27 protein-coding genes are annotated in these 24,726 nt (G+C 55.6%); 8 read left to right on the top strand and 19 right to left on the bottom strand.

Annotated features, from left to right (window positions below):
- Positions 1-29: 29 nt before the first annotated feature.
- The 16 genes from MELB17_RS15515 to MELB17_RS15580 all read right to left on the bottom strand — a co-directional run bounded on the left by MELB17_RS15515 (position 30) and on the right by MELB17_RS15580 (position 15,833).
- Positions 30-1,019, bottom strand: a complete 990-nt coding sequence (locus MELB17_RS15515; RefSeq protein ID WP_007351242.1) for a DUF368 domain-containing protein — start codon at positions 1,017-1,019, stop codon at positions 30-32.
- Positions 1,019-1,675 carry a protein-L-isoaspartate(D-aspartate) O-methyltransferase gene (locus MELB17_RS15520; protein ID WP_007351243.1) on the bottom strand — a complete coding sequence of 219 codons (657 nt, stop codon included), beginning with the start codon at positions 1,673-1,675 and terminating at the stop codon, positions 1,019-1,021. Before MELB17_RS15520 ends, MELB17_RS15515 begins: the two co-directional genes overlap by 1 nt.
- Positions 1,672-2,442 carry a 5'/3'-nucleotidase SurE gene (gene surE, locus MELB17_RS15525; RefSeq protein ID WP_036185060.1) on the bottom strand — a complete coding sequence of 257 codons (771 nt, stop codon included), beginning with the start codon at positions 2,440-2,442 and terminating at the stop codon, positions 1,672-1,674. Before surE ends, MELB17_RS15520 begins: the two co-directional genes overlap by 4 nt.
- Positions 2,443-2,461: 19 nt before the next feature.
- On the bottom strand, positions 2,462-3,565 hold the full coding sequence (gene truD / locus MELB17_RS15530) for a tRNA pseudouridine(13) synthase TruD (RefSeq protein WP_007351245.1): 1,104 nt from the start codon (positions 3,563-3,565) through the stop codon (positions 2,462-2,464).
- Positions 3,562-4,041 (bottom strand): 2-C-methyl-D-erythritol 2,4-cyclodiphosphate synthase, encoded by a 480-nt coding sequence (gene ispF, locus MELB17_RS15535; protein ID WP_007351246.1) that lies wholly within the window; start codon positions 4,039-4,041, stop codon positions 3,562-3,564. Before ispF ends, truD begins: the two co-directional genes overlap by 4 nt.
- A gap of 24 nt (positions 4,042-4,065) precedes the next feature.
- On the bottom strand, positions 4,066-4,767 hold the full coding sequence (gene ispD, locus MELB17_RS15540; protein WP_007351247.1) for a 2-C-methyl-D-erythritol 4-phosphate cytidylyltransferase: 702 nt from the start codon (positions 4,765-4,767) through the stop codon (positions 4,066-4,068).
- Between the two features lie 38 nt (positions 4,768-4,805).
- Positions 4,806-5,114 (bottom strand): septum formation initiator family protein, encoded by a 309-nt coding sequence (locus MELB17_RS15545; protein ID WP_007351248.1) that lies wholly within the window; start codon positions 5,112-5,114, stop codon positions 4,806-4,808.
- A 208-nt stretch (positions 5,115-5,322) separates the two neighbouring features.
- Positions 5,323-6,618 carry a phosphopyruvate hydratase gene (gene eno, locus MELB17_RS15550; RefSeq protein WP_007351249.1) on the bottom strand — a complete coding sequence of 432 codons (1,296 nt, stop codon included), beginning with the start codon at positions 6,616-6,618 and terminating at the stop codon, positions 5,323-5,325.
- Between the two features lie 118 nt (positions 6,619-6,736).
- Positions 6,737-7,582 (bottom strand): 3-deoxy-8-phosphooctulonate synthase, encoded by an 846-nt coding sequence (gene kdsA, locus MELB17_RS15555; protein ID WP_007351250.1) that lies wholly within the window; start codon positions 7,580-7,582, stop codon positions 6,737-6,739.
- 3 nt (positions 7,583-7,585) lie between these two features.
- Positions 7,586-9,214, bottom strand: coding sequence for a CTP synthase (locus tag MELB17_RS15560; RefSeq protein ID WP_007351251.1), 1,629 nt, complete (start codon positions 9,212-9,214; stop codon positions 7,586-7,588).
- A gap of 87 nt (positions 9,215-9,301) precedes the next feature.
- Positions 9,302-10,024: a tRNA lysidine(34) synthetase TilS gene (gene tilS / locus MELB17_RS25715; RefSeq protein ID WP_319795888.1), complete on the bottom strand. Its 723-nt coding sequence runs from the start codon at positions 10,022-10,024 to the stop codon at positions 9,302-9,304.
- Between the two features lie 20 nt (positions 10,025-10,044).
- On the bottom strand, positions 10,045-10,683 hold the full coding sequence (gene tilS / locus MELB17_RS25720; protein WP_007351253.1) for a tRNA lysidine(34) synthetase TilS: 639 nt from the start codon (positions 10,681-10,683) through the stop codon (positions 10,045-10,047).
- Entirely contained in the window at positions 10,667-11,620 is a 954-nt protein-coding gene (accA, locus tag MELB17_RS15570) for an acetyl-CoA carboxylase carboxyl transferase subunit alpha (protein WP_007351254.1), read from the bottom strand. The genes tilS (MELB17_RS25720) and accA overlap by 17 nt, the downstream gene beginning before the upstream one ends.
- 34 nt (positions 11,621-11,654) lie before the next feature.
- Positions 11,655-11,810, bottom strand: a complete 156-nt coding sequence (locus MELB17_RS24655; RefSeq protein ID WP_007351255.1) for a hypothetical protein — start codon at positions 11,808-11,810, stop codon at positions 11,655-11,657.
- Positions 11,803-15,288: a DNA polymerase III subunit alpha gene (dnaE, locus tag MELB17_RS15575; protein ID WP_007351256.1), complete on the bottom strand. Its 3,486-nt coding sequence runs from the start codon at positions 15,286-15,288 to the stop codon at positions 11,803-11,805. Before dnaE ends, MELB17_RS24655 begins: the two co-directional genes overlap by 8 nt.
- A 68-nt stretch (positions 15,289-15,356) precedes the next feature.
- Positions 15,357-15,833 carry a TlpA family protein disulfide reductase gene (locus tag MELB17_RS15580; RefSeq protein ID WP_007351257.1) on the bottom strand — a complete coding sequence of 159 codons (477 nt, stop codon included), beginning with the start codon at positions 15,831-15,833 and terminating at the stop codon, positions 15,357-15,359.
- A gap of 102 nt (positions 15,834-15,935) precedes the next feature.
- Between MELB17_RS15580 and arsC the strand changes: the two genes are divergently transcribed.
- From arsC to MELB17_RS15600, 4 genes are read left to right on the top strand one after another with little or no spacing between them, the layout of a single operon-like run.
- The gene (arsC, locus tag MELB17_RS15585; RefSeq protein WP_007351258.1) at positions 15,936-16,289 is read left to right on the top strand and encodes an arsenate reductase (glutaredoxin); all 354 of its coding nucleotides are present in this window, start codon (positions 15,936-15,938) and stop codon (positions 16,287-16,289) included.
- 38 nt (positions 16,290-16,327) lie between these two features.
- Positions 16,328-16,933: an NAD(P)H:quinone oxidoreductase gene (gene wrbA, locus MELB17_RS15590; protein ID WP_007351259.1), complete on the top strand. Its 606-nt coding sequence runs from the start codon at positions 16,328-16,330 to the stop codon at positions 16,931-16,933.
- Between the two features lie 43 nt (positions 16,934-16,976).
- Positions 16,977-17,336, top strand: a complete 360-nt coding sequence (locus MELB17_RS15595; protein ID WP_007351260.1) for a DUF2069 domain-containing protein — start codon at positions 16,977-16,979, stop codon at positions 17,334-17,336.
- A gap of 32 nt (positions 17,337-17,368) precedes the next feature.
- Complete coding sequence (locus tag MELB17_RS15600; protein WP_036185047.1) at positions 17,369-17,653, top strand: hypothetical protein; 285 nt, start codon at positions 17,369-17,371, stop codon at positions 17,651-17,653.
- 24 nt (positions 17,654-17,677) lie between these two features.
- On the opposite strand, the gene MELB17_RS15605 is transcribed toward MELB17_RS15600, so the two are convergent.
- The 3 genes from MELB17_RS15605 to smrA are packed head-to-tail and all read right to left on the bottom strand — an operon-like array spanning position 17,678 to position 19,667.
- Positions 17,678-18,835 (bottom strand): DUF3080 domain-containing protein, encoded by a 1,158-nt coding sequence (locus MELB17_RS15605; protein WP_007351262.1) that lies wholly within the window; start codon positions 18,833-18,835, stop codon positions 17,678-17,680.
- The gene (locus tag MELB17_RS15610; protein ID WP_007351263.1) at positions 18,835-19,041 is read right to left on the bottom strand and encodes a hypothetical protein; all 207 of its coding nucleotides are present in this window, start codon (positions 19,039-19,041) and stop codon (positions 18,835-18,837) included. Before MELB17_RS15610 ends, MELB17_RS15605 begins: the two co-directional genes overlap by 1 nt.
- 41 nt (positions 19,042-19,082) lie before the next feature.
- Positions 19,083-19,667: a DNA endonuclease SmrA gene (gene smrA, locus MELB17_RS15615; protein WP_036185067.1), complete on the bottom strand. Its 585-nt coding sequence runs from the start codon at positions 19,665-19,667 to the stop codon at positions 19,083-19,085.
- A gap of 128 nt (positions 19,668-19,795) precedes the next feature.
- On the opposite strand from smrA, the gene MELB17_RS15620 reads away from it, so the two are divergent.
- From MELB17_RS15620 to MELB17_RS15635, 4 genes are all read left to right on the top strand, one after another.
- Positions 19,796-21,712: a putative nucleotidyltransferase substrate binding domain-containing protein gene (locus tag MELB17_RS15620; RefSeq protein WP_007351265.1), complete on the top strand. Its 1,917-nt coding sequence runs from the start codon at positions 19,796-19,798 to the stop codon at positions 21,710-21,712.
- Positions 21,713-21,727: 15 nt separating this feature from the next.
- Entirely contained in the window at positions 21,728-22,426 is a 699-nt protein-coding gene (locus tag MELB17_RS15625; RefSeq protein ID WP_007351266.1) for a PolC-type DNA polymerase III, read from the top strand.
- A gap of 183 nt (positions 22,427-22,609) precedes the next feature.
- Complete coding sequence (locus MELB17_RS15630) at positions 22,610-22,873, top strand: DUF4212 domain-containing protein (protein ID WP_007351267.1); 264 nt, start codon at positions 22,610-22,612, stop codon at positions 22,871-22,873.
- Positions 22,874-22,878: 5 nt separating this feature from the next.
- Positions 22,879-24,645 (top strand): sodium:solute symporter family protein, encoded by a 1,767-nt coding sequence (locus tag MELB17_RS15635; RefSeq protein ID WP_007351268.1) that lies wholly within the window; start codon positions 22,879-22,881, stop codon positions 24,643-24,645.
- Positions 24,646-24,726: the final 81 nt, after the last annotated feature.

Genomic DNA, 24,726 nt, shown 5'->3' on the forward strand with positions numbered 1-24,726 from the left:
GGAACAGTGTCTCTTACATTTCGTAACATTCAGGAGCGTTTACGCCCGGCAAAACGCAGCCCCAACCACTCCACCACCAGCACTAGCAGAATGCCCGCCACGACCATCAATAAGGCCTGGAAAACAAGTGGATTCAGGTCGGTCAGTTCAGCAAACAACGCCGGGCTAATGCTGACTTCGTGCACAGGCACCTGCTCTCCGGCGCTGTTAATCCGCCAACTCAGAGTTTCTTTCCAGGGCCAGACCTTGTTCAGCGCGCCCAGCATAAATCCGATCAACAGTGCCAGAACAACGTCGTGAAAACGGTCAAAGGCCCAGGTAATAACACGAGCAATAGAAAAAAGACCCGTTGCACAGCCGCCAACAAACAGCAACAACAACGCAACGTCAAAGTCCTTTATGGCGCCAAGCACTGGCACATACATACCCAGAATGACCAAAATAAAACTGCCGGAAATGCCCGGTAGAATCATCGCACAAATGGCGATGGCTCCAGCGAACAGAAACATGGGCGCCGAGGGCTCGACGGCCACAGCCGGCAAGCTGGTTATCCACCACGCAAAGGCCGTACCCACCAATAGCGGCAGCACCAGGCGCCAATGATACTGGCGAACTTCGCGCCCAACGTGCCACACAGAGGCCAAAATCAGTCCGAAGAAAAAACTCCACAGCAAGATCGGATAGGTGGTCAGTAAATAGCTGATCGCTGATGCCATGGTGGCGATGCTGAGCACAATGCCACCCAGCAGGGTCAACAAAAAACTGCCATCGCAGACCTGCCAGAAAACGGCGACGCGGCCCCGAATTAAGTCGGTCAAAAGCGCTTTAGGCACTGCATTTATCGCTGCCAGCATGCGAAAATAAATGCCGGTAATAAACGCAATGGTGCCACCAGAAACGCCAGGAACTATGTCGGCCGCGCCCATGGCCAACCCCCGCAGAAAAACCGACGGCAAACCCTGGGAACGCAAAGCGGCGGTCTTCTCATCAGTCCGCAAAGTGGGCGACGTTTGGCTCATCAGCGCACCACGCCGCCCAACAAAGGCACAAACTTGACAGCTTCCAATTCCGTGCGTTCAAAACGATCGCCGCGGCGCACAATTTGAACCAGTACCTGTCGTTCAGCCCCCACCGGGGAGATCAGAACACCGTTGTCTGCAAGCTGTTGCAACAACTCGACGGGCACCTCGGTGGGTGCGGCGGTTACAATAATGCCGTCGTACGGGCCACGTTCGGGCCAGCCCATACCACCATCAGCGTGGCGCAGCACAGCGTTGCGACACTTTAGATCGCGCAGGCGCTCCCTTGCTCGGTCCTGAAGTGGTTTTATGCGTTCAACGCTGAACACCTCGGCAAACAAGTTGCACAGCACCGCGGTCTGATAGCCAGAGCCAGTGCCCAATTCCAACACTTTCTTCGGTTGGTGGCCGTATAGCAATTCGGTCATACGGGCAACAATATAGGGTTGCGACAAGGTCTGGTTGTGGCCAATCGGCAAAGCAGTATCTTCATAGGCCCTGTGCGCCAAAGCTTCATCGAGAAAAATATGGCGTGGAACCTCGGCTATGGCGTCTAATACCTGTGGTGACGAAATGCCTTTGTCTTTCAGACGCTGGATCAGGCGCAGGCGGGTGCGCCTGGACGTCATGCCTATTCCTTGCATGTGCGCACTCATTGTATCTTGCCTGAGCTGTCTTCCAGCGCTCCAACCCAGTCACGCAGGCTAGACATCACTTGGTGCCGGGTCATGTCGATATGCACCGGCGTAATAGACACGTAACCTTGAGAAATGGCGTGAAAATCGGTGCCCGGGCCTGCATCACCGCCGTTACCAGCAGCGCCTATCCAATAGCGCTTTTTGCCGCGGGGACAGGTCATGGGCACCGCACCCTCGGCCCGTTCACGGGCGCCCAGACGTGTTACGCGGAATCCGGACAGTTCACTCCAGGGCAAATCCGGTACGTTCACATTCAGAATGGAACGCGGCCCAAGGTCCATGGGCTTATGGAATTTCAGCAGCGTAGCAACCACCCTTGCGGCGGTGTCGTAATGAAACCGACCGTTATTGACGAGCGAAACCGCAATCGCCGGAAGGCCTAAATGACGGCCTTCGGTGGCTGCCGCAACGGTGCCAGAATAAATAATGTCATCGCCCAGATTGGCGTGTGTGTTGATGCCCGACACTACTCGGTCAAAGGGTTGGTCGAACAAACCGTTTACCGCAAGATGGACACAGTCTGTTGGCGTGCCATCTAACGAGTAAAAGCCATTTGGATGCTTTTCCACCGTCAACGGGCGCTTCAGGGTCAGCGAATTACTGGCGCCGCTGTGGTCTCGATCAGGGGCCACCACATGCAGTTCACCCAGGCCTTGCAAACCTTCGTAAAGGGCAATTAGCCCCGGCGAATGCACGCCGTCATCATTGGATAACAGTATTCGCACCTTGTGCTCCATAGATTTGTTATTCGTTAAGCCGACTCAGGGCAAGATCCTGCAACGCAAAAACGTCTGCCAGCAGCGTTGTTGCATACTGGCCAGCGCCCAACGTAAATTCGATTGCCAGTGTGGCGCTGTCTTGCCATTCCCAATTCAGGTTTTGCGGCACCAGCTGCAGGGGCCGGCGCTCCGGCTGCATGCGCGTGCTGGCAAAGAGCGCGGCTAACTGCGGATTGGCTGCCACCGCCGAGCGCTCTAGCTGCTCCTGTTCGCCGGTCGCGCGGGTACCACCATCACCCCACAGCGGGCCCGTGACCCCCTGATCATCCGGCTCGCCAGCCATGGGCTGGCACCAGCTACCATTGTTGACGCGCGCGGCCAGCGCTTCATTAAACAGCCACGAGCGGGCAGCGGAAAAATACAATACATTTTTCGAATCCTGACTGCTACGGCCGCCACGACCCCGGCCTTTGCCACGGCCCTTGGCGGGACGATTCAACGAGCGCGGATTCAACAACAACGCATTGTCTAGATTGGCGCCGTTATGGCCAAAGCGCTGGGGACCAAAATAATTGGGCACGCCGGACTGTGCCAAACGCTCTAGTGCCTGATCAATAGCGCCTTGCTCGCCAGCCACATTGCGCAGAATAATACGAAAGCGATTACCGCTGTGATCACCGCGGCGCAACTTGCTCGCGCTGCGACAACTGTCTGTTACTGGCCAGTATTCGCTGACGCTGGCGATAAAATCTGCATCGCTGTCATTCTGGCCAGGGCGATAAAGACTGAACCACTGCCATGTCACGGCATGGCGATCTTTGAGGCCGCAAAAGCTCACGTCAAAGGGGCGTAAATCGGCCATCGCTGCCAGCTCACGGGCGACATATTCGGTATTATCGCCGGTTTTTTGCAACCGCAAGCATAGGTGTTCGCCGGCGTTTCCGCTGCCATTTTCGCCCTGAATGTTGGCCTTGTCCAGAACTTCACTAACCTGGAAGTCGTTTGCACAGTGTTTAAAATTGGCACTGGCCACGCACTTGCCGGTAGATGATGGCCATTGCAGGCGCCAGTTATGGCCTTGCGCCGGATCTGAAGTGTCGTTTCGAGTGCCGTTTTGAGTATCGTTCATGAGTTTTGCGCTTGCAGCAGGCAAATCGCCTGGCAGGCAATGCCCTCCCCGCGGCCGGTGAAGCCCAGCTGTTCGCTGGTGGTGGCTTTCACACTGACCTGACTGGCGGTCATGTTCAGGTCCTGTGCAATATTCACGCGCATGGCGTTGATGTGAGGCGCCATTTTGGGCGCCTGGGCGATGATGGTGACATCCACATTCACCACGCTGTAATTCAGTTCCTGAACCCGCTGCATGACGCGACGCAGCAGATCACGACTGTCCGCACCGGCCCAGTCGGCGCTGGTGTCCGGGAACAGGTGGCCAATATCACCCAGCGCAAGAGCGCCAAGCAGCGCATCCGCCAACGCGTGCAGCAGCACATCGCCGTCAGAATGAGCCTTCAAACCACAACTATAGGGAATACTGACACCCCCCAGAATAATCCTGTCGCCTTCACAAAAAGCGTGAACATCAAAGCCCTGACCAATTCGCATACTAATTCCGTTCAGATGACCACATTACAACTGGCCAAGAATGAAGCCGGCCAACGCCAAATCCGCAGGCACGGTGATTTTGATATTATCCGGCCGCCCTTCCACCAACAGCGGCCTGTGGCCAGCCTGTTCCATCGCCGAGGCCTCGTCGGTTATTGCAAAACCTTGATTTAAAGCCCTTTGTAAGGCGTCACGCAACAGACCGTAGCGGAACACTTGCGGGGTTAGCGCGCGCCACAGATAGCGGCGGTCAACGGTTGATGTAACCGTATCCGGCGCTTGGGGGCTTGCCATTTTGAGGGTGTCAGTGACCGGTGAAGCTAGCAGGCCACCCACACTGTGGGCACCCACTTTTTCTAACAGCCGTTTAAGATCGTCAGACGCCACACAAGGGCGAGCCGCGTCATGTACCAATACCCAGTCTTCATTTTTGGCCTTTGGCGCTAATGCCTGCAACGCATTCAGTACCGAATTGGCACGCTCGTTACCGCCGGCGCAAGTTGCAATTCGGCTGTCAGAACTTGCGTTCGTGCTGGCCCACCAAATGTCGGTGGAGCTTAATGGCACTATACACCCTGCCGCCGGCAACGCAGCCAGCAAACGCCGCAGGGTTATATCCAATATGTATTCACTATTAACACGCAGATACTGTTTTGGGCACTCAGCCGCCATGCGCTGACCAACACCTGCAGCGGGAACAATCAGCCAAAGAGAAGCTTCAGGCATGGGCTGGGGCGCCGTGGTTGTGGAGCAGGAAGCTGAGGTTATTGGTCGACCACCAAAAAGAAGGTTTCATCATTACGAATCAATCCCAGATCGATACGCGCACGTTCTTCCACTGCACCCTGTTCATTGCGCAGGTTACGTACTTCGGCGTACAACCGCTCGTTACGGGTCGCCAGCGTGTCATTGCCCTGTTGCTGCTCTGCGATGGCCTGTTCCAGCGCCCAAACTTGGGCAAAACTGCCCTCACCGATCCACAAGCGTACCTGCAGTAGCAAAACCAGCACAATAATGAAGGCCCAGATAAGTTTGATGGGCGAAAAAAAAGCGCTTGGAGACGGCTCGGCCATAACAGTTTCCGGGTTGCCAATGAGCGTTGATTGTACGGTTGGCGTCCAATGCTTATAAAACATCCATCAGCAATAGTATAGACCTTTATAAAGCGGAATAACAAATGCCGCTAACTGACTGTTAAAAAAGGCCATAGTGCCTGGATTTTCAGCTTGGCACCATGACCTTTGCACTTCCACAACCAGCAAAAGGGCCGACCTGAACGATTTAGCCCTGGCCTTTGATCTCACGCAAACCGTTGTAGGCCGCCTTTCCACCCAGCGCTTCTTCAATGCGCAGCAACTGATTGTACTTGGCTACACGGTCAGAACGACACAAAGAGCCAGTCTTGATCTGGCCGGCGCAGGTGGCAACCGCCAGATCCGCGATGGTGGTGTCTTCGGTTTCACCCGAACGGTGCGAGATCACCGCAGTAAATCCTGCGTCCTGGGCCATCTTGATGGCGTCCAGCGTTTCGCTCAGACTGCCAATCTGATTGAACTTGATCAGAATGGAGTTGGCCACACCGGTGTCGATACCGCGCTTAAGGATTTTAGTGTTGGTGACAAACAAGTCATCGCCCACCAGCTGTACCTTGTCTCCAATTTTGTCGGTCAGTATTTTCCAGCCGTCCCAGTCGCTTTCGTCCATGCCGTCTTCAATCGACACTATCGGGTAGCGCTCAGCCAAGCCCGCCAGGTAATCGGCAAAGCCGGCAGAGTCAAAGCTCTTTCCTTCGCCAGCCAGCAAATACTGGCCGTTTTTGTAGAATTCGGAGGCAGCGCAGTCCAGAGCCAGGGTAATGTCGGTGCCCAGCTTGTAACCGGCTTTCTCTACCGCTTCCTGAATCATTGCCAGTGCAGCTTCGTTAGACGGCAGGTTGGGGGCAAACCCACCCTCGTCACCCACTGCGGTGTTCAGGCCCTGGGCCTGCAGCACTTTTTTCAGGCTGTGGAAAATCTCGGCGCCAATGCGCAGAGCGTCGGCGAAACTCTTGGCGGCCACGGGCTGCACCATGAATTCCTGTATGTCGACGTTATTGTCAGCGTGCTCGCCGCCATTAAGAATGTTCATCATTGGCACCGGCATGCTGTACTTTCCGGAGGTTCCGTTGATATCGGCAATGTGCTCGTACAGTGGTTTGCCCAAAGATGCCGCGGCAGCTTTGGCAGCGGCCAGTGACACCGCAAGAATGGCATTGGCGCCCAGATTGGCTTTGTTCTCGGTACCGTCCAGCTCCAGCATGGTGTTATCCAGACCACGCTGGTCGGCAGCGTCTTTGCCCATCAGCGCATCGCGGATTTTGCCGTTGATGGCATCAACGGCCTTGAGCACGCCTTTGCCCAGGTAACGAGATGCATCGCCGTCACGCAGTTCCAATGCTTCGCGGGAGCCTGTGGAGGCGCCAGACGGTGCACAAGCACGGCCAAGAGTGCCATCTTTAAGAATAACGTCTGCTTCAACGGTGGGGTTGCCGCGGGAATCCAGAACTTCTCGGGCTTTGATGTTGGCAATTGTGGTCATTCTTCAGGGTCTCCGAGTTTGTAGTCAGAATCGGGTGTAAGATAGAGTGAGAAGCGGCTTTGCAAAAAACGCTTTCCGCTCTCTCCCGTTGTTCGTACCCATACTGAAACACCGCCAATTAGGCGGTGTCGATGGGTTTGAAGCTTTTTACCAGGTCGTCAACGGCTTTCACCCTTTCCAGGAATGGCTCCAGTTGACTCAGTCGCAGCGAACAGGGGCCGTCGCACATCGCTTCGTCCGGATTTGGATGGGCTTCCAGGAAAAGACCGGCCAGGCCCTGAGACATACCCGCCAGCGCCAGTTCAGTCACTTGCGCACGACGGCCACCGGCGGAATCAGCGCGTCCACCTGGCATTTGTAGCGAATGGGTTACGTCAAACATCACTGGCACGTTCATGGACTTCATGATGCCGAAGCCAAGCATGTCCACCACCAGGTTGTTGTAACCAAAGCTGCTGCCGCGCTCGCACAGAATTATTTGGTCGTTGCCGGCTTCCTCGAACTTGGCGATGATGTGCCTCATCTCTTGCGGTGCCAGAAACTGGGCTTTCTTGATATTGATGACCGCACCGGTTTTTGCCATGGCCACCACCAGATCGGTCTGGCGGCTCAAGAACGCCGGCAGCTGAATAATGTCGCACACCTCTGCTGCAGGCGCGGCCTGGGCGGCTTCGTGCACATCGGAAATAATCGGCACACCGAACCTGGCTTTGATATCCGCCAGTATCTGCAGGCCTTTGTCTAGCCCCGGCCCGCGGAACGAGTTTACCGAAGAGCGGTTGGCCTTATCGAAAGAGGCCTTGAACACGAAGGGGATGCCCAGTTTACGGCACACCTCTACGTAGGTTTCAGCAACCTCGAACGCCAACTCACGGGACTCCAACACGTTCATACCAGCAAACAGCACGAACGGCTTGTGATTAGCAATTTCGATATCAGCAACGATCACGGTGCTTTGTGCCATGAATCAGTGCTCCTTGCGATGTGCCAGGGCGGCTTCCACAAAACCCTTGAACAACGGATGGCCATCGCGGGGTGTAGAAGTGAATTCCGGGTGGAACTGACACGCCACAAACCAGGGGTGGTCTTCCACTTCTACCACTTCCACCAATTTGCCATCGGTAGAACGACCTGACACTTTCAGACCGGCTTCTTCCAGGCGCGGCAGAAAGTGGTTGTTCACTTCGTAACGGTGACGATGACGCTCGCGAATGGTTTTGCGTCCGTAGCAGTTAGCAATATTGGAACCCTCGGCCAGCACGCAATCCTGGCCCCCCAAGCGCATGGTACCGCCAAGGTCGGAGTCACCGGTACGCTCTTCACGCTCACCACTGGCATCCAGCCATTCGGTGATCAAGCCAACGACCGGTTCGGGGCTGTGGGGACGGAATTCGGTGCTGTGAGCGTCTGTCAGACCAGCCATGTTGCGGGCGTATTCAATCACCGCTACCTGCATACCCAGACAGATACCCAGGTAAGGCACTTTATTCTCGCGGGCGTACTGTACGGTACGGATTTTACCTTCCACACCGCGTTCGCCAAAACCGCCAGGCACCAAAATAGCATCAACATTTTCCAGGACACCGGTGCCGTCGCGCTCAATATCTTCCGAGTCGATGTAGTTAATATTAACCTTGGTGCGGGTTTTGATTCCGGCGTGTAGCAGGGATTCAATCAGCGATTTGTAGGCTTCCAGCAGCTCCATGTATTTGCCAACCATGGCAATGGTCACTTCGTGCTGCGGATTCATCAGGGATTCAACCACGTTGTCCCATTCGCTTAGGTCGGCTTCGCGGGCATCCAGGTTGAAATGCTCGATCACTAGCTGGTCCAGGCCATGGTCGTGCAGCATACGCGGGATGACATAAATCGACTTGGCATCGCGCATAGGAATAACCGCACGCTCTTCAACGTTGGTAAACAGAGCGATTTTGCGTCGCGAACTGGCATCCACTTCGTGATCGGAGCGGCACAGCAGAATGTCTGGCTGCAGGCCGATGGAGCGCATTTCCTTCACCGAGTGTTGGGTCGGTTTGGTTTTTATTTCGCCAGCCGTGGCAATGTAGGGCACCAGGGTAAGGTGCATAAACAAAGCGCGGCTGGAGCCTACTTCCACTTTCAGTTGCCGACAGGCCTCCAAAAACGGCAAGGATTCGATGTCGCCTACGGTGCCGCCTACTTCAACCAGAGCCACGTCTACGCCTGCGGCGCCTTCAATGACACGGCGTTTGATTTCATCGGTAATGTGGGGAATAACCTGCACAGTGCCACCAAGATAATCGCCACGGCGTTCTTTACGAATCACTTCTTCGTAAACGCGACCGGCAGTGAAGTTGTTCCGGCGGGTCATCGGGGTGCGAATAAAGCGCTCGTAATGGCCCAGGTCGAGATCGGTTTCGGCGCCGTCGTCGGTGACAAACACTTCACCGTGTTGGAACGGGCTCATTGTTCCCGGGTCTACATTAATGTACGGGTCCAGCTTGAGGATAGTTACCTTCAGGCCGCGTGCCTCAAGAATCGCAGCCAGAGAGGCCGATGCGATTCCTTTCCCAAGTGAGGACACAACACCGCCGGTGACGAAAATATAACGCGTCATTCAGATTCCATGATTGTCAGGTTCTGTGGAGGGGGGAGATTGTCATCTCAAGATGGGAGATCAGACTACCAGAAAGCCCCAACCTGCTCAATCACAATCCCGCCCCACAATCAGCCGCCAGCCACTTGGAGGAGCGCTTCCACTGTATTTTTCCGAACACCATAAAAAGCCCACCGCAATTAACTCCTCGGCAGCGCCGCAGCCCGCAAAAACCAAGGGCAAACGGGCTCTTTCCCAAGGTGGCACGGCCTGTTCCTGCAGCCATTTTTTCACGACTTTTGCCGGACCGTCAGGGTGAAAGCGGATGCGTTCACCGCCCTGCCTCGTAGATACCCGTATTGGCGGCGGCCCGATTTGCTGATCGTTGCCTTGATTGTGGTCGTTACTTTGCCAGGCCAACGCCAATGTCCACTCTCCCCAGCGCAGCGTCTGCTGCGGTAAAACCGACTGCGAGCCTTCCGGCAAGGGGTTTTGCGCTGCCACAAGATACAGTCTGTGCTGAAAGCGTCGAACGCTATAGCCCTGCCCCAACAGTTCCGGCTCACGATCTGCAGCAGCATCCATTAACCCTGCCAAGGTCCGCTGCCAGTCTGCGGACACAGGCGCAGGTAAGCCGCAAGACTGGCACCACCAGCGCAGCAGGTTGCCCTGTTCCGGGGGCGACAGTTCAGCAAACGCACGCTGGTCCAGCGAATATGGCTGGCTGTGCTGATAGACCCCATCGCAGGCATGCCACTGAAGCTGCGCCAGCTTTTGGTTTAGCGTATGGCTGTCGGCACAGCCGCGGGCTGATGCCTCTACACGCCGTATGAACGATGGCCAGCGGCTTTTTAGCGGTGGATCACGCTATTGCGCAGGTAATTGCGATCAAAACGTTGGTCGCTGTTGCTGGGGTCTTCCATCCACGGCAGCCCGGCGCCCTCGGCCCAAGCTTCCAGCTGAGCACGGGAAAACTCAAGCAACGGTCGCGCCAGAGCACGTGCACATAGGGCACGGGTGAATGGCATGCCTGCCAGACCCGCCACGCCACTGCCGCGAAAAAGACGGAACAATACGGTTTCCAGTTGATCGTCGCCGTGGTGGGCCAGCAATAACAGCTCATCGGCACGCAAATATTGCTCAAATACACCGTAGCGAGCTGCGCGCGCAGCCTGCTCCAGGCCCCCGACACCTTCTGCTTTGACTGGCACCGTCACGGATACGACGCGCAGGGGCACGCTCAAGCGCGCGCAGACATCGCGGCAAAAGGCGTCCACCTCTGCAGCATTAGGCTGTAACTGGTGATTGATGTGGAGCGCAGATAAGGCAATGGAGGCCGGCGTAATCGCCGCGAACAGATGCAACAGTAAAGAAGAATCCAGACCGCCACTAAAGGCGATACACAGACGGTCATGCTGGGGAAGCTGCCTGGCCAGATCGCGCAGCGGCGATGGCCAGGCTGGGGCGCTGTGGCTAACGTCCGCTGTCATAGTGGGTCAGGCGCTCATAGCGCCTTGCAACCAGTTCGTCCAGAGGCAAGCGGGTCAACTCGGCTAGACCTTCCGTTAGCGTCGCCTTAAGCGAATTGGCCATATCTTGAGGCTTACGGTGAGCGCCACCCAAGGGTTCTTTGATCACGTTATCCGCCAGGCCCAGATCTTTCAGGCGATCTGCCGTTACGCCCATGGCTGCGGCGGCTTCCGATGCGTAGTCTGCGCTTTTCCACAAAATGGACGCACAACCTTCCGGGGAAATAACCGCGTAGGTGGAATACTGCAGCATGTTCAGCTGATCGCACACACCAATAGCCAGTGCACCGCCTGAACCGCCCTCGCCGATGATGGTGGAGATTATTGGCGTTTTCAAACGCGACATAACCGCCAGGTTGAACGCAATGGCTTCACTCTGCCCGCGCTCTTCCGCACCGATACCAGGATAAGCGCCCGGGGTGTCGATAAAGGTCAGAATCGGCATTTTGAAACGCTCGGCCATTTCCATCAGCCGCAAGGCTTTACGGTAACCTTCCGGGCGCGGCATACCAAAGTTGCGCTTCACTTTTTCGCGCACTTCACGGCCTTTCTGGTGGCCAAGCACCATGACCGGCCTATCATTAATACGGGCTGTGCCACCCACCATCGAATAGTCGTCGGCGTAACGCCGGTCACCGTGCAACTCATCGAAATCGTCAAACAACATCTCAATGTAATCGAGCGTGTAAGGCCTGCGCGGATGCCGCGCCAAACGCGTAACATCCCACGGCTCAAGGTTAGAGAAAATACTCTCCGTCAGGCTCACGCTCTTTTTCTTGAGCCGGGCAATTTCATCGGTGATATTGATGTCGGTGTCGTTGCCCACCATCCGAAGCTCTTCGATTTTGGCTTCCAGATCGGCAATGGGCTGTTCGAAATCGAGATAATTAGGGTTCATGATGTTCCATCATTTGAATTCGTGGCAGCCGCAGCTACCAGGCCAGAATTTGTGTCAAAGATAACAGCGCAATCGCCGAGCCTAAAGCGGACATTGGTCTGACTGCGCCTAACTGACAAAATGGTAATCTTTCCGATGCCACGCCCGCCTCGGCCAGCGCAGCAAACAAATAAGTATTGCCTTTAATCATAGACCAGTTCCACGCTATGGTCGCCCACCAGGTATTTCAGCTCCAGCAACAGGCTATCGTTGGGCTCTACCCGCCAGGATGAACCCAGCTCAATACGAGTGCTGGCGGCCGGACTGGTGTACTCAATCCACACTGGACTGCCTTCGCAGCGATGCGGCGCCAGCAATTGTTCCAGTGAGTCCAGCAGGCCATTGCCAAGCTGGCTTTCATTCAGTTTCAGCTGCAAACCGCGGCTGAATTGCTGGCGGGCGCTGGCTACATCCATCACCGAATTAACCCGCATCTTCATTTGCCCAGAGTAGTCATCGTGGCTGACCTGACCTTCCACTACAATCACCTGATCTGACTGCAGCAGCTCGCGGTTTTCAAAAAACGCTTCGGAAAAAAGCGTCGCTTCGATGCGCCCACTGCGATCATCCAGGGTAATAAAGCACATGGTGGAACCGGTGCGCGTTTTCATGGTGCGCTGCGCCACCACCAGCCCGGCTACCCGTTGTGGCGATTTATTGGGTTTCAGGTCGGCGATGGAGGAGCGCACGAAGCGCCGAACCTCGCGCTCGTATTCATCAAACGGATGGCCTGTCAGGTATAGCCCAAGCGTGTCTTTTTCACCCTTAAGACGTTTCTTTTCCGGCCACTCACGAATATCGGCAACATCGGTGTAGGCGTCTACGTCAGCGGCGGTTTCCAGCATATCGCCAAACATGTCCACCATGCCGGCGGCTTCATTACGCGACTGCTGGCCTGCTTGCAGTATGGCTTTTTCGATACTGGCCATCAGCTGGGCGCGGCCGGCGCCTAACTTGTCCATAGCGCCAGCGCGAATCATCGCTTCCAACGCGCGTTTGTTGACCTTTTTCAGATCAACCCGGCGGCAAAAGTCGAACAGGTCGGTGAACGGCCCATTTTCTTTGCGCGCCGTAACAATGCTGTCAATGGGGCCTTCGCCAAGGCCTTTGATTGCACCCAGGCCATACACCACCTGGCCATCGTCATTGGCGGTGAAGGCGTATTCCGAGGTACTTACATCCGGCAGAACCAAATCCAGCTTCAAGCTACGGCACTCTTCCACCAGCGTAACCACCTTGTCGGTGTTCTGCATATCGGCGGTGAGCACGGCAGCCATAAACTCGGCGGTGTAGTGAGCCTTTAGCCAAAGGGTTTGGTAAGACACCAGCGCATAAGCGGCGGAGTGGGATTTGTTGAAGCCGTAACCGGCAAACTTTTCCACCAGGTCGAAGATGTTTTCCGCCAAGGCCTTATCAATATTATTGCCAGCACAGCCATCCAGAAAAAACTGCTTCTGCTTGGCCATTTCTTCGGGTTTTTTCTTACCCATTGCGCGGCGCAGCATGTCCGCGTTACCCAGACTGTAACCCCCCATTACCTGGGCGATCTGCATAACCTGTTCCTGGTACAGGATAACGCCGTAGGTGGGCTCCAATACCGGCTTCAGGCCTTCATACTGATAATCCGGGTGCGGGAAAGACATCGGCTGCTTGCCATGCTTTCGGTCAATAAAGTCGTCTACCATGCCTGACTGCAAGGGGCCCGGGCGGAACAGCGCCACCAGGGCGATCATATCTTCCAGGGAATCCGGTTGCAGGCGCCGGATCAGGTCTTTCATACCGCGGGATTCCAGCTGGAACACGGCGGTGGTTTCGGCCTTTTTCAGCATCACGAACGAAGCCGGGTCGTCCAGCGGAATTTCGCTGATGTCCAACGGCTTTAACCCGCGTTTTTCCCGCCGCGGATTGATCATTTTCAGCGCCCAATCGATGATGGTCAGCGTGCGCAGGCCGAGGAAGTCGAACTTCACCAGGCCGGCGTCTTCCACATCGTTTTTGTCGAACTGGGTTACCAGGCTGCCGCCGTCGTCGTCGCAATACAGCGGCGAAAAGTCGGTGATCTTGGTGGGTGCAATCACCACCCCGCCGGCGTGTTTACCAGCGTTACGGCACACGCCTTCAAGCTTAATCGCCATTTCCCAGATTTCCTGGGCTTCTTCATCCTGCGCCAGAAACTCTTTGAGTGACGGTTCCTGCTCTACGGCCTTGGCCAGGGTCATACCCACTTCAAACGGGATCATTTTGGACAGTTTGTCCGCCAGCCCGTAAGACTTGCCCTGCACCCTCGCTACGTCACGCACCACGGCTTTGGCGGCCATGGTACCGAACGTAATTATCTGCGATACCGCTTCGCGACCGTATTTTTCGGCCACATAGGCGATTACCCGATCGCGGCCTTCCATACAGAAGTCGACGTCGAAGTCGGGCATGGAGACCCGTTCGGGGTTCAAAAAGCGTTCGAACAGCAGATCGTATTGCAGCGGGTCCAAGTCCGTAATCAACTGAGCGTAGGCCACCAGGGAGCCGGCACCGGAACCACGGCCCGGCCCTACCGGCACGCCGTTGTTCTTTGCCCACTTGATAAAGTCCATCACGATCAGAAAGTAGCCGGGAAAACCCATCTGGATGATGATATCCAGTTCAAATTTCAGCCGGTCGTAATAGGCTTGGCGCTTGCTGTCATAATCCGGATCGTCTTTGGGCAGAGTTTTGGCCAGACGATCTTCCAACCCTTCTTCCGACACACGGCGAAAGTAGTCGTTCATGGTCATGCCTTCAGGCACGGGGTAGTTGGGCAGAAAGTATTCGCCCATGCGCACGGTGACCGAGCAGCGCCGGGCGATGGCTAGGGTGTTTTCCACGGCTTCGGGAATGTCGGCAAACAGCTCGATCATTTCTTCAGCGCTGCGCAGGTGCTGTTGGTCACTAAAGCGGCGGTCGCGGCGCGGATCGTCCAGCGTGCGGCTTTCGCCAATGCATACCCGCGCTTCGTGGGCCTCGAAGTCTTCCGCATAAATAAAGTGGACATCGTTGGTGGCCACCACTGGCAAACCTAATTCGGCCGCCAACGCCACATTCAGGTGCAAGCAATCTTCATCACCTGCACGGCCAGTACGCTGAAGCTCCAGATAAAAACTGCCGGGGTAAAGGTCACGCCAATAGCAGGCCCGTTCGCGGGCGAGCTTGGGTTTGTCTGACAGCATGGCCTTGGCGACATCGCCCATTTTGCCACCCGAGAGCATAATCAGGCCCTGGCTGCGGGCTTCCAGCCATTCGCGCTTAATGATGGGCTTGCCAAAACGCTGGCCTTCGGTATAACCCAGCGAAACAATTTCGGTCAGGTTCAGGTAACCGTCGTTATTACTGGCCAGCAGGGTTGTGCGAAAAGGGCTCTCTGGCTCGTCCGGGTTTTCGAACCACAAATCGGCGCCAATAATGGGTTTCACCCCAGCGCCAAGCGCGGCTTTATAAAATCGTACCAGCGAGAACATATTGGACTGTTCGGTGAGCCCAACGGCAGGCATACCCAGCTCCACCACACGTTTGATCAACGGCTTTACCCGTACCAAGCCATCCACCAAGGAATGTTCAGAGTGAATGCGAAGATGTACAAAGGTCTGGGCAGTCATTGCAGATAATCCTGATTAAAGCGGAAATACGAATAACACACATAAAACTGGTCGCTATCAGCGGCCATTCACAGGCCGATGGCGGCGCGAATACTGGCCTGGGTCTGCTCGCCAAACAGCACCTGCTGTAATTCGCCCTGCGGGTTTATAACCAGCGTAGCCGGCAATGCAATCGGCGTTTGCCAGCCAAACTGCGGGCCCGGGTCCTGGTTCAGCAGATCAAAGCCAATAGCCATGCGCTCGCCCAGCTGGCGCAGTTCGGCACCGCTGATACCATCAAAGTTAACGCCTAGCACAGTGATAGCCGGGTTCTGGCTCAAGGCATTCAGTTCGGGAATTTCCTTCAGGCAGGGCTTACACCACTCGGCCCAGTAATTCACCAATACCCATTGCCCGCGCAGATCGCTCCACACAAGTGGCGCGCCTTCATTGCGCTCCAGCTCAATCTTGCTACAACCCGCCAGCGCAACCATCGCGGCAAACAAACATCCAATAGCCGCCAGGCGGCTGGTATTAAGGGCAAAACCGGTCACAGGGTATTGCAAGCAAAGTCCTCCTGTTAAACTCCACGCCTACGAATTCACATTCGCACGCCACGCATCTATTATTACGCACCTACAACCACGCACCCATAATCAGGCGAGAAGATGACAGAACCCACCCGGATTTTCCACAATCCCCGCTGTTCAAAATCCCGCCAGGCTCTGGAGCTACTAACGGGCCGAGGCATCACGCCTGACATTATACGTTATCTGGATACGCCGCCGACAGCGCCAGAGTTGGACATTATTTTGCAACAGCTTGGGCTGGAACCACGGCAATTGATGCGCCGTAAAGAACCAGAATACAAACAGCTGGCACTGGACAACGCCGACCTTAGCCGGCAGCAGCTGATTGCGGCAATGGTGGCAAACCCGCGCCTGATTGAACGCCCTATTGTGCAGGCAAATGGCAAAGCGGTCATCGGCCGGCCTCCGGAAAACGTACTGGCTATTCTGTAAATAAATTTTACCAAGCTGACATTTTGAGGATTTTTGCCATGACCGCACCGGCTCCCTACGTGCTGATTCTGTATTACAGCCGCACCGGCCAAACCGCCGACATGGCCAATCGCATTGCCCGCGGCGTTGCCCGGGTGACCGGTATGCAGGCGCGAATTCGCAGCGTGCCACAGGTGGCACCAGAAACCACCAGCGCATTGCCGCCGGTGCCCGATGAAGGCGCACCCTATGTTAGTAAGGATGATTTGGCTGCCTGCTCTGGTTTGGCCATTGGCAGCCCTACTCGCTTTGGCAATATGGCCGCGCCGTTGAAGCACTTCCTGGATACTACCGGCGATTTGTGGCTCGCCGGCACCTTGGCTGGCAAGCCCGCCGGAGCCTTTACGTCAACCGGCAGCCTCCATGGCGGCCAGGAGACCACATTGCTATCGATGATGCTGCCATTGCTCCACCATGGCATGGTGCTGTGCGGCCTGCCCTACAGCGAACCAGCGCTGGGTGCTACCACGACCGGCGGCACACCCTATGGTCCTAGCCATTTCGCCGGCACCGGCGAACAGCTGCCACTGAGTGAACACGAACAGATCCTTTGTCAAGCGTTTGGCGAGCGCCTGGCTCGTCTGGCGTTGAAGCTAGCCGACTAATCCGCTGTCGCGGAATCATCTTAAACAATTGCGGATTTCTGACATGTTGCGTAACCCAAAAGCACTCATAACGGCACGTATTACTCTGGCACTCTATCTGGCCACTATCATTACCCTAGTGGTGACCACTTTTGTCCCGGGGCCGGAGGAAGGCGTCTCCATCACCATGGTACTGGCAGTAAAACTGTTACCTCTGGTAGGTTTTATTGTGCCGGTGTATCGCGGCAACAGTCGCGCTTATATCTGGCTGTCCTTTGTTATCATTTTCTATTTCACCCAAGGCGTGGTGTCAGCCTGGCTCAGTGAGGGCGCTATCGGGCCGGTTATTACAACCGTGCTAACCTTCTTGCTGTTTACTGTGGCGATGATTCATCTTAAGGCAAATCGGCCCGAGACGGCCTGAGTGTTACTGACACGACACGTTTTTCCCTTCCGATGACTGCAACGGACGCCCAGCCTACGGCTTCAGTGCGTCCCTGTGACAAACACCCGCCGACCAAAGTACAGCAGGCCGGAATACCGAAAGCCAGAGTACCGCAAACCAAGGTACCGCAGGCGCCGGCGAGAGCGGCGCTGACCCTGCGGGATATTTGCACGGCTTTGGTTAGCAGCGGCGACATTCCCGAGGACTTACGCCGTCATACCCAGGAGTTCTATCAGCTTGCCAGTTCAGTAGATAAAGCCAGCGTTAGGCGCTGTGTGTTAAGCGCATTCTGCTAAGTACTGTTTGTTAATCAACACGCGCTACGCACCCGGGCGCAAGCCGCACTGTTCCAAAAGCTGCTGCCAGCCGAGGGTATGGTCGGCCACGGCCTTATCCAGATCACCCCACACGTTTGCACTTTCAGCATTGACACTCTCAACATCAGCACTCTCAACACCGGCACTCTCAGCATGAACACTCTCAACACCGGCGTCGGCGGGCAAGGCGCGCGCCTGCCAGCGCTGAAAACTCTGCGGCATCACGGCGGTTTGAATCTGCGCTAGCTGCGCCAACGGCTCCAGCAGTTCGATGCGGGCACGGCGCAGATCCGCCAGATACGGCTGCACCTTGCCGATGTAAATACTGAAAAACATACCCTGCACGATGGTGGACTGATTGTTGGGATTGCCATTCAAGCACAAGGGGCGCTGTGCCAACCGGCGTTCAATCACCTCTGTACCGTCATTCAGTCGCGCCGCCACCAACAGGGCACTGTTGATTAACTGGCCGGCGTGATACTCGGCCTGCCAACGCTGTTGCACGGCCCCGGCAAAGTCCAGATTCTGCTCCAATTCGCCATTAAGAAGACTCCGCGCCGCGCGCTCTAACTGGGCGGCTTCACGGGCAAGGTCCGACAGCGGATTCTCGGCAATCACCGGATAAAATCCCTTACTGGTGGTAAACAGATTCTCGACCTCCTCGACACCCCAGGTTGCGTTCCAAAGCGCAATAGGCAGATTCTCGCGTTTACTACTTATGGCTTGCCGCAACGTGTCCTGCAGCTCTTCATCCCCATCATCAATGCTGCTTTGCAGGCATTTTCCAGCGCTGGCGATGAAACGCAGTTCGTACCGCAAACGGTTCAGCGGCTGCATAACCTTGCCCATGATGGAATTTTTCTCACCAACCACAAATTGCAGATCACAGCCGTAGAGCGACAGAAAGTCCAACATTCCGAGTTCCAGCTCGGGCATGTCCAGAACCCGTTCACGGCGGCGCGGCAAAATAGGGGCTGGGGCCAGCTCGCTGAACTGAGGGTCGGTCTCCAACACACGGCCCAGGCGCTCAACGTATTCGTCCATCATGGGCCGCACTTCATCAAACGGATTGCAAGCAGCGAGCAATATTGCTGCGAGCACCGTTAGAGAAGCCCTGATCGAGCTTTTGCCCGCTACTCCAAAGGCCCGGGGTATTTTCATTACTTTACGACTTTTTCGCCGTCTTTATTAACCCAAATCGGGCGATCGCCATTACCCATTTTGCCGTTGGTGTCCCAGATTTCCCGATTTTCGGTGGTTTTTTCTATAGCGCCGTTATCTTCCCAGATTACGCGATCTTTGCAGCCCGCCAAGGCGATCAGCGAAACGATGATCAAAGCGGTTTTTTTTGTCAGCAGATAGGCCATACACTTCTCCGGTTTATAGTTGAGGTTGCCATCGGCGACGCTTAATCGCGCCGGCCGTGAGCTTCCCTATTATTCTGTTTTTCGCGATCACTTTTGCGGATCATAACGTAAATGGCGCCGGTACTGCCGTGGTGCTTTTGTGTTGTATGAAACGCCAGCACCGGCTCCAATTCCGGTAACCACTTGGCAAGGTAACTTTTAAGCCAAGCGATACCGTCGCGGTTGCGTTCGCCTTTACCGTGTAGAATCGTTGCCGTGCGCAGATCATAGCGCATGCAGTCATTAACAAAGCCAAACACCTGGCGCCGGGCTTCGTCTACCGTCATCCCGTGCAAGTCCAGCTTGGCTTCGCTAGGGTAGTAACCCAGACGCAGTTTGCGAAACACGCCGTTCTGAACGCCGGGGCGTTTCCAGCTCAGAATGTCCTGAGCGGTCAAAGGCTCAACCATGTCCGCCGTGAGCGGATTAGTGTCTTTCAGCGGCAACGCGATGGCCGCCCGCTGGCGCTCCAGGTGGCCCGGGGTCAGCTCGCGAGGCACAACAACATCGGCTTTGTTTGGCCGTTTTATACGTTTCACATCGCCCATTTCAGCGAGAAAACGCAGTCGATCTTCTTTGGTAGTCATGACAATATTATCAATGGTTCCTAATGCGGTGAACTTTACCACTGGCCTGCGATGCCATAAAGTAATCCGGCGGCGCCTGCACTAGACTTTAACCAAATCCACCCGTCGTCGACAAAGTGAAACCGACTATGGCAGCAGCCTCTCAAGACCAGAATCGCCCGCAAAATACCCGGGCCGTTATGGCTTTTCTAAAAAACCATCCGCCTTTCTCCAATATGGAAGAAGACCATCTAGCGCACTTTGCGGAGCATTCTACGCTACGTTTTTACGCTAATGACGAGGTGGTTTTGTCTACGGACGACGGCGTTGCTAAACAATTTTACGTTGTAAAGCAGGGTCGGATCCGTGGCGAGAGACTGAATAGCAGGGACGATCGCACCGAAACCACTTTCGAGATTGGCCTGGGGGACTGCTTTCCACTGGCCGCACTTGTGGGTGAGCGGTCTACCCGCACGCTGCACCGATCGGTGGGCGACACATTCTGCCTGAGCATCGAACATGACGCTTTTGTCAGCCTGTTTACCCAAAGCGATACGTTCCGCGACTTTTGCCTGCGCGGCGTTAGCAGCCTTCTCGATCAGGTGAATCAACGCATACAGTCCGGCGCCATGGCGTCGATTGGTTCGAATTTTACTTTAGACTCGCCGCTGGAACGCTTCGCCCTGCGTAATCCCATTGTGTGCACACCCGACTTGCCCGTGCGCAAAGCTGTGGCGCGTATGCACGAAAACAGCGTAGGCAGTATTGTGATCACCGACGACAACCGACATCCGGTGGGCATTTTCACATTGCGCGACTTGCGCACACTGATTGCCGAAGAAAAGGCCCCCCTGAGCGCTTCGATTCGGCAAGTTATGACACCGAACCCCTGCTCATTGTTGGCAAAAGAAAATGCCTTTGCAGCCGCCATGCTGATGGCGGAGCATCACTTTGCCCACATTTGTGTGGTGGACGACGAGAACAGATTGATTGGCGTTGTGTCAGAACGGGATCTGTTTGCACTGCAGCGGGTAGACCTGGTCAATCTAGCCCGCACCATCGGCACCGCAACTCACCTGCGCACCTTGGTTAGCCTGCGCGCGGATGTTTCGCGCCTGGTTGATTCGATGTTGGCCCACGGCGCCGATTCCGGCCAGATCGTAAAAATCATTACGACCCTGAACGACGTCACCGTGCGCCGTGTATTAGAACTGAACATCGCCAAAAACGATCCCGGCATACCGTTCACCTGGCTGGCGTTCGGCAGCGAGGGTCGCCAGGAGCAGACTCTGTTAACCGATCAGGACAACGGCATATTGTTCACCACGCCGGAAGGTATGACGGAAGATCAAGTGCGAGAGAAACTGCTGCCGTTCGCGCGCATCGTGAACGACGAGTTGGCGGAATGTGGGTTCACCTTGTGTAAGGGCAATATTATGGCCAGCAACCCGAAACTGTGTTTGAGCGGCGCCGAATGGGACGACTGGTTCGTGCGCTTTATTGATGCTTCGACACCGCAGAACCTGGTGTATTCGTCTATATTCCTCGACATGCGCGCGGTTTTTGGTCCCGGCGAATCGTTGCACGAACTATTTCAGACAGCTCTGAAGCGCATCGGCAACAACCCGCTATTTCAGAAAATGCTGGCGGGCAACGCCTTTACCCGTAAGCCACCACTGACCATGTTCCGCAGCTTTCGCTATGTCAACGATGGTAAAAAACACGCGCTGGATCTGAAGCGTCAGGGCCTGGCACCCTTCGTCGAAGCCGTGCGGGTGTTCGCCCTGGCTAACGGTGTAGGGGCTGCGAATACCCTGGAGCGGATGGATGAACTGGCTCGCAAAGGTGTTTTCGACCCAAAAGATGCCAATGCCTGGAAAGAAGCCTACAGCCTGATACAGGCCATCCGTATGCGGGCACACAATGAAATGCTGGAAAACAAAGAACCGCTAACCAACTACATTGATCCAGATGACCTGAACCCGCTGGACCGCCGAATACTCCGCGAATCTTTCCGCCAGGCCCAGCGCCTGCAACAGAAGCTGGAACTGGCGTACCAGCTCTAGCCCCAGGGCCTGATTATGATCGACTTTCTGAAGCAGTGGCTGGAGCGCAAAAAGCGTGGCGGTATAGACATCGGCAACCTGCCGAACCCCAAAACGATTGGCAAACAGCCATTGGTGACTTCGCGATTAATCGTGCTTGATCTGGAAACCACAGGGCTGAACCCGGCCAAGGATCAGATGATCGCCATAGGTGCCGTGGCCATCAACAACAATGCCATGCCGCTGGACGACCAGTTTGATCTAATACTGCGCCGGCCAGAGCTGGATATTCGTAAAACGGTACTGATTCACGGTATTGGCCCCGAAGCGCTAACCGCCGGCCACGAAACCGAAGACGCTCTGTTGCACCTGTTGGACTGGATGAATGGCGACCCGATTCTGGCCTATCATTCGGCGTTTGATCAGAAGTTTCTGGAAAAAACACTGCGAGCGGAACTCGGCTACGGCGAAAACCACATCTGGCTCGATGTCGCGGAGCTAATGCCTGCCTTTTTCCCCACCGCTAATAAGCAGCGCAAGGGCCTGGATAACTGGGCTGATACCTTTGGCTTGCAGGCCAGTGCGCGCCATCACGCGGCAGCTGACGCCATGGTAACCGCCGAGCTCACGCTAATTGCTCTCAACAAAGCGGCACAACAGGGCATTCACACTCTGGCCCAACTCAGCGACAAATTGCGTTACCAGCGCCGCCTGAGAAATATGCAACGGTTTTAGCAGCGCCATTTGCAAAGCCATGGCCCATATCGAGCTGAAGCGTCTGCGCCAGCTCTCAAATTTCAACCGTAAACCCGTCAAAATCCAGAATTTTAGACCTTTTGCCAATATCACTGAGGCTCGCATTGCAGCAAAGTCAATGAGGTAATACCGCAAACTCCACAATAATAACAGGAGTACTCTATGTCAGGTCATAGCGAAAACGCTGAGCAGTACTGGAAGGCGAACCTCCGCCTGATTTACGGAAGCCTTATTATATGGGCTTTGGTTTCATACGGTTTTGGCATTCTGCTTCGCCCCATGCTGTCTGGCATCGCGGTTGGCGGAACCGATCTTGGTTTTTGGTTTGCCCAACAAGGATCCATTCTCACATTTATCGTTTTGATCTTTTTCTATGCCTGGCGCATGAACAAGCTTGACGAAAAATTCGGCGTAGGCGAGGAATAATAACAATGAGCCAATTTGCGATTAATCTTATCTTCGTAGGGGGTTCCTTCCTACTCTACATCGGCATTGCTATCTGGGCGAGAGCCGGTAGCACAAGTGACTTCTACGTTGCCGGTGGCGGCATTCACCCGATCACCAATGGTATGGCGATCGGTGCAGACTGGATGTCGGCGGCGTCTTTCATCTCCATGGCGGGCCTGATTGCCGCGGGTGGTTACGCCAACTCCACCTTCCTGATGGGCTGGACCGGCGGCTATGTGCTGCTTGCCATGCTGCTCGCTCCTTACCTGAGGAAGTTTGGCAAGTTCACCGTGCCCGAGTTCATCGGTGACCGCTTCTACAGTAATAAAGCGCGCTTGGTCGCCGTTATCTGCCTGATCGTGGCCTCTCTGACCTATGTTATCGGCCAGATGGCCGGTGCTGGCGTGGCCTTTTCCCGCTTCCTCGAAGTAGATTCTACAACCGGTCTGATGATCGCAGCGGTGGTTATTTTCAGCTACTCCGTTATGGGCGGCATGAAGGGCATCACCTACACTCAGGTGGCTCAGTACTGCGTTCTGATTATGGCCTACACCATCCCCGCGGTGTTTATCTCGCTGGAGCTGACCGGTAACCCTATACCGGCGCTGGGCCTGTTCTCCACCCACATTGACTCGGGGCTGCCGATTCTCACCAAGCTGAATCAAGTCATCACCGACCTTGGCTTCAACGAGTACACGGCGAACGTGGACAACAAGCTGAACATGGTTCTGTTTACCCTGACACTGATGATCGGTACGGCCGGTCTGCCACACGTCATCATCCGCTTCTTTACGGTTCCGAAGGTTGCCGATGCGCGCTGGTCTGCTGGCTGGGCACTGGTGTTCATTGCCCTGCTCTACCTGACTGCACCGGCCGTGGCCTCCATGGCCCGATTGAACCTGATGACCACCATCTACCCTGATGGTACAGCGGCTGCTCCTATCGAGTACGATAACCGTCCGCAATGGGTCAAGGCATGGGAAGTGACCGGTCTGATCACTTATGAAGACAAGAACCAGGACGGCCGGATTCAGCTTTACAACGACACTCCGGCGTTTGAAGAAACCGCTCAATCCCGTGGCTGGAATGGCAACGAAATGGAGGTGAACCGGGACATTCTGGTACTGGCCAACCCGGAGATTGCCAACCTGCCCGGCTGGGTCATCGGACTGATCGCCGCGGGTGGTCTGGCAGCGGCACTGTCAACGGCGGCGGGGCTGTTGCTGGCGATATCCTCGGCAGTCAGTCACGACCTGATAAAGGGCTCAATCAACCCCGGCATTACGGATAAGGGAGAGTTGCTGGCCGCGAGGATATCCATGGCGGTTGCCATAGTGGTGGCCACCTACCTGGGAGCCAACCCTCCCGGGTTCGCCGCTCAGGTCGTGGCACTGGCCTTCGGTATCGCAGCTGCGTCACTCTTTCCGGCTCTGATGATGGGGATCTTCTCCAAGCGAGTGAACAACAAAGGCGCGATTGCCGGTATGCTAGCCGGTCTGGCCTTCACCCTGACGTACATCTTTGTGTACAAAGGATGGTTGTTCATCCCGGGCACCAACAACCTGGCCGATATCCCGGCAAACTGGGTATTCGGGATATCCCCACTGTCGATCGGTGCGATTGGTGCCGTCGTCAACTTTACGGTAGCCTTCGGTTTGTCCCACGCGACTGAAGAGCCACCCATCGAGATCCAGGAACTGGTAGAAAGTGTTCGTTACCCACGCGGTGCGGGCGAAGCTCAAGGCCACTAACACAAGCTTTTGCTAAATCAGTGGTAACATTGAGCAATTGAAACCAAACGGGCTTCCTTGAAAAAGGAGCCCGTTTCTTTT

Origin of the sequence: Marinobacter sp. ELB17 (genome assembly GCF_000169375.1) — a bacterium.
Lineage (GTDB): Bacteria > Pseudomonadota > Gammaproteobacteria > Pseudomonadales > Oleiphilaceae > Marinobacter.

Bases quoted from the DNA above. Each gene is read 5' to 3' on its own strand.
- MELB17_RS15515 (WP_007351242.1), bottom strand. From the start codon at position 1,019: ATGAGCCAAACGTCGCCCACTTTGCGGACTGATGAGAAGACCGCCGCT.
- MELB17_RS15520 (WP_007351243.1), bottom strand. From the start codon at position 1,675: ATGAGTGCGCACATGCAAGGAATAGGCATGACGTCCAGGCGCACCCGC.
- truD (WP_007351245.1), bottom strand. From the start codon at position 3,565: ATGAACGATACTCAAAACGGCACTCGAAACGACACTTCAGATCCGGCG.
- ispF (WP_007351246.1), bottom strand. From the start codon at position 4,041: ATGCGAATTGGTCAGGGCTTTGATGTTCACGCTTTTTGTGAAGGCGAC.
- ispD (WP_007351247.1), bottom strand. From the start codon at position 4,767: ATGCCTGAAGCTTCTCTTTGGCTGATTGTTCCCGCTGCAGGTGTTGGT.
- MELB17_RS15545 (WP_007351248.1), bottom strand. From the start codon at position 5,114: ATGGCCGAGCCGTCTCCAAGCGCTTTTTTTTCGCCCATCAAACTTATC.
- eno (WP_007351249.1), bottom strand. From the start codon at position 6,618: ATGACCACAATTGCCAACATCAAAGCCCGAGAAGTTCTGGATTCCCGC.
- kdsA (WP_007351250.1), bottom strand. From the start codon at position 7,582: ATGGCACAAAGCACCGTGATCGTTGCTGATATCGAAATTGCTAATCAC.
- MELB17_RS15560 (WP_007351251.1), bottom strand. From the start codon at position 9,214: ATGACGCGTTATATTTTCGTCACCGGCGGTGTTGTGTCCTCACTTGGG.
- tilS (WP_007351253.1), bottom strand. From the start codon at position 10,683: ATGACAGCGGACGTTAGCCACAGCGCCCCAGCCTGGCCATCGCCGCTG.
- accA (WP_007351254.1), bottom strand. From the start codon at position 11,620: ATGAACCCTAATTATCTCGATTTCGAACAGCCCATTGCCGATCTGGAA.
- MELB17_RS24655 (WP_007351255.1), bottom strand. From the start codon at position 11,810: ATGATTAAAGGCAATACTTATTTGTTTGCTGCGCTGGCCGAGGCGGGC.
- dnaE (WP_007351256.1), bottom strand. From the start codon at position 15,288: ATGACTGCCCAGACCTTTGTACATCTTCGCATTCACTCTGAACATTCC.
- arsC (WP_007351258.1), top strand. From the start codon at position 15,936: ATGACAGAACCCACCCGGATTTTCCACAATCCCCGCTGTTCAAAATCC.
- wrbA (WP_007351259.1), top strand. From the start codon at position 16,328: ATGACCGCACCGGCTCCCTACGTGCTGATTCTGTATTACAGCCGCACC.
- MELB17_RS15595 (WP_007351260.1), top strand. From the start codon at position 16,977: ATGTTGCGTAACCCAAAAGCACTCATAACGGCACGTATTACTCTGGCA.
- MELB17_RS15600 (WP_036185047.1), top strand. From the start codon at position 17,369: ATGACTGCAACGGACGCCCAGCCTACGGCTTCAGTGCGTCCCTGTGAC.
- MELB17_RS15605 (WP_007351262.1), bottom strand. From the start codon at position 18,835: ATGAAAATACCCCGGGCCTTTGGAGTAGCGGGCAAAAGCTCGATCAGG.
- MELB17_RS15610 (WP_007351263.1), bottom strand. From the start codon at position 19,041: ATGGCCTATCTGCTGACAAAAAAAACCGCTTTGATCATCGTTTCGCTG.
- smrA (WP_036185067.1), bottom strand. From the start codon at position 19,667: ATGACTACCAAAGAAGATCGACTGCGTTTTCTCGCTGAAATGGGCGAT.
- MELB17_RS15620 (WP_007351265.1), top strand. From the start codon at position 19,796: ATGGCAGCAGCCTCTCAAGACCAGAATCGCCCGCAAAATACCCGGGCC.
- MELB17_RS15625 (WP_007351266.1), top strand. From the start codon at position 21,728: ATGATCGACTTTCTGAAGCAGTGGCTGGAGCGCAAAAAGCGTGGCGGT.
- MELB17_RS15630 (WP_007351267.1), top strand. From the start codon at position 22,610: ATGTCAGGTCATAGCGAAAACGCTGAGCAGTACTGGAAGGCGAACCTC.
- MELB17_RS15635 (WP_007351268.1), top strand. From the start codon at position 22,879: ATGAGCCAATTTGCGATTAATCTTATCTTCGTAGGGGGTTCCTTCCTA.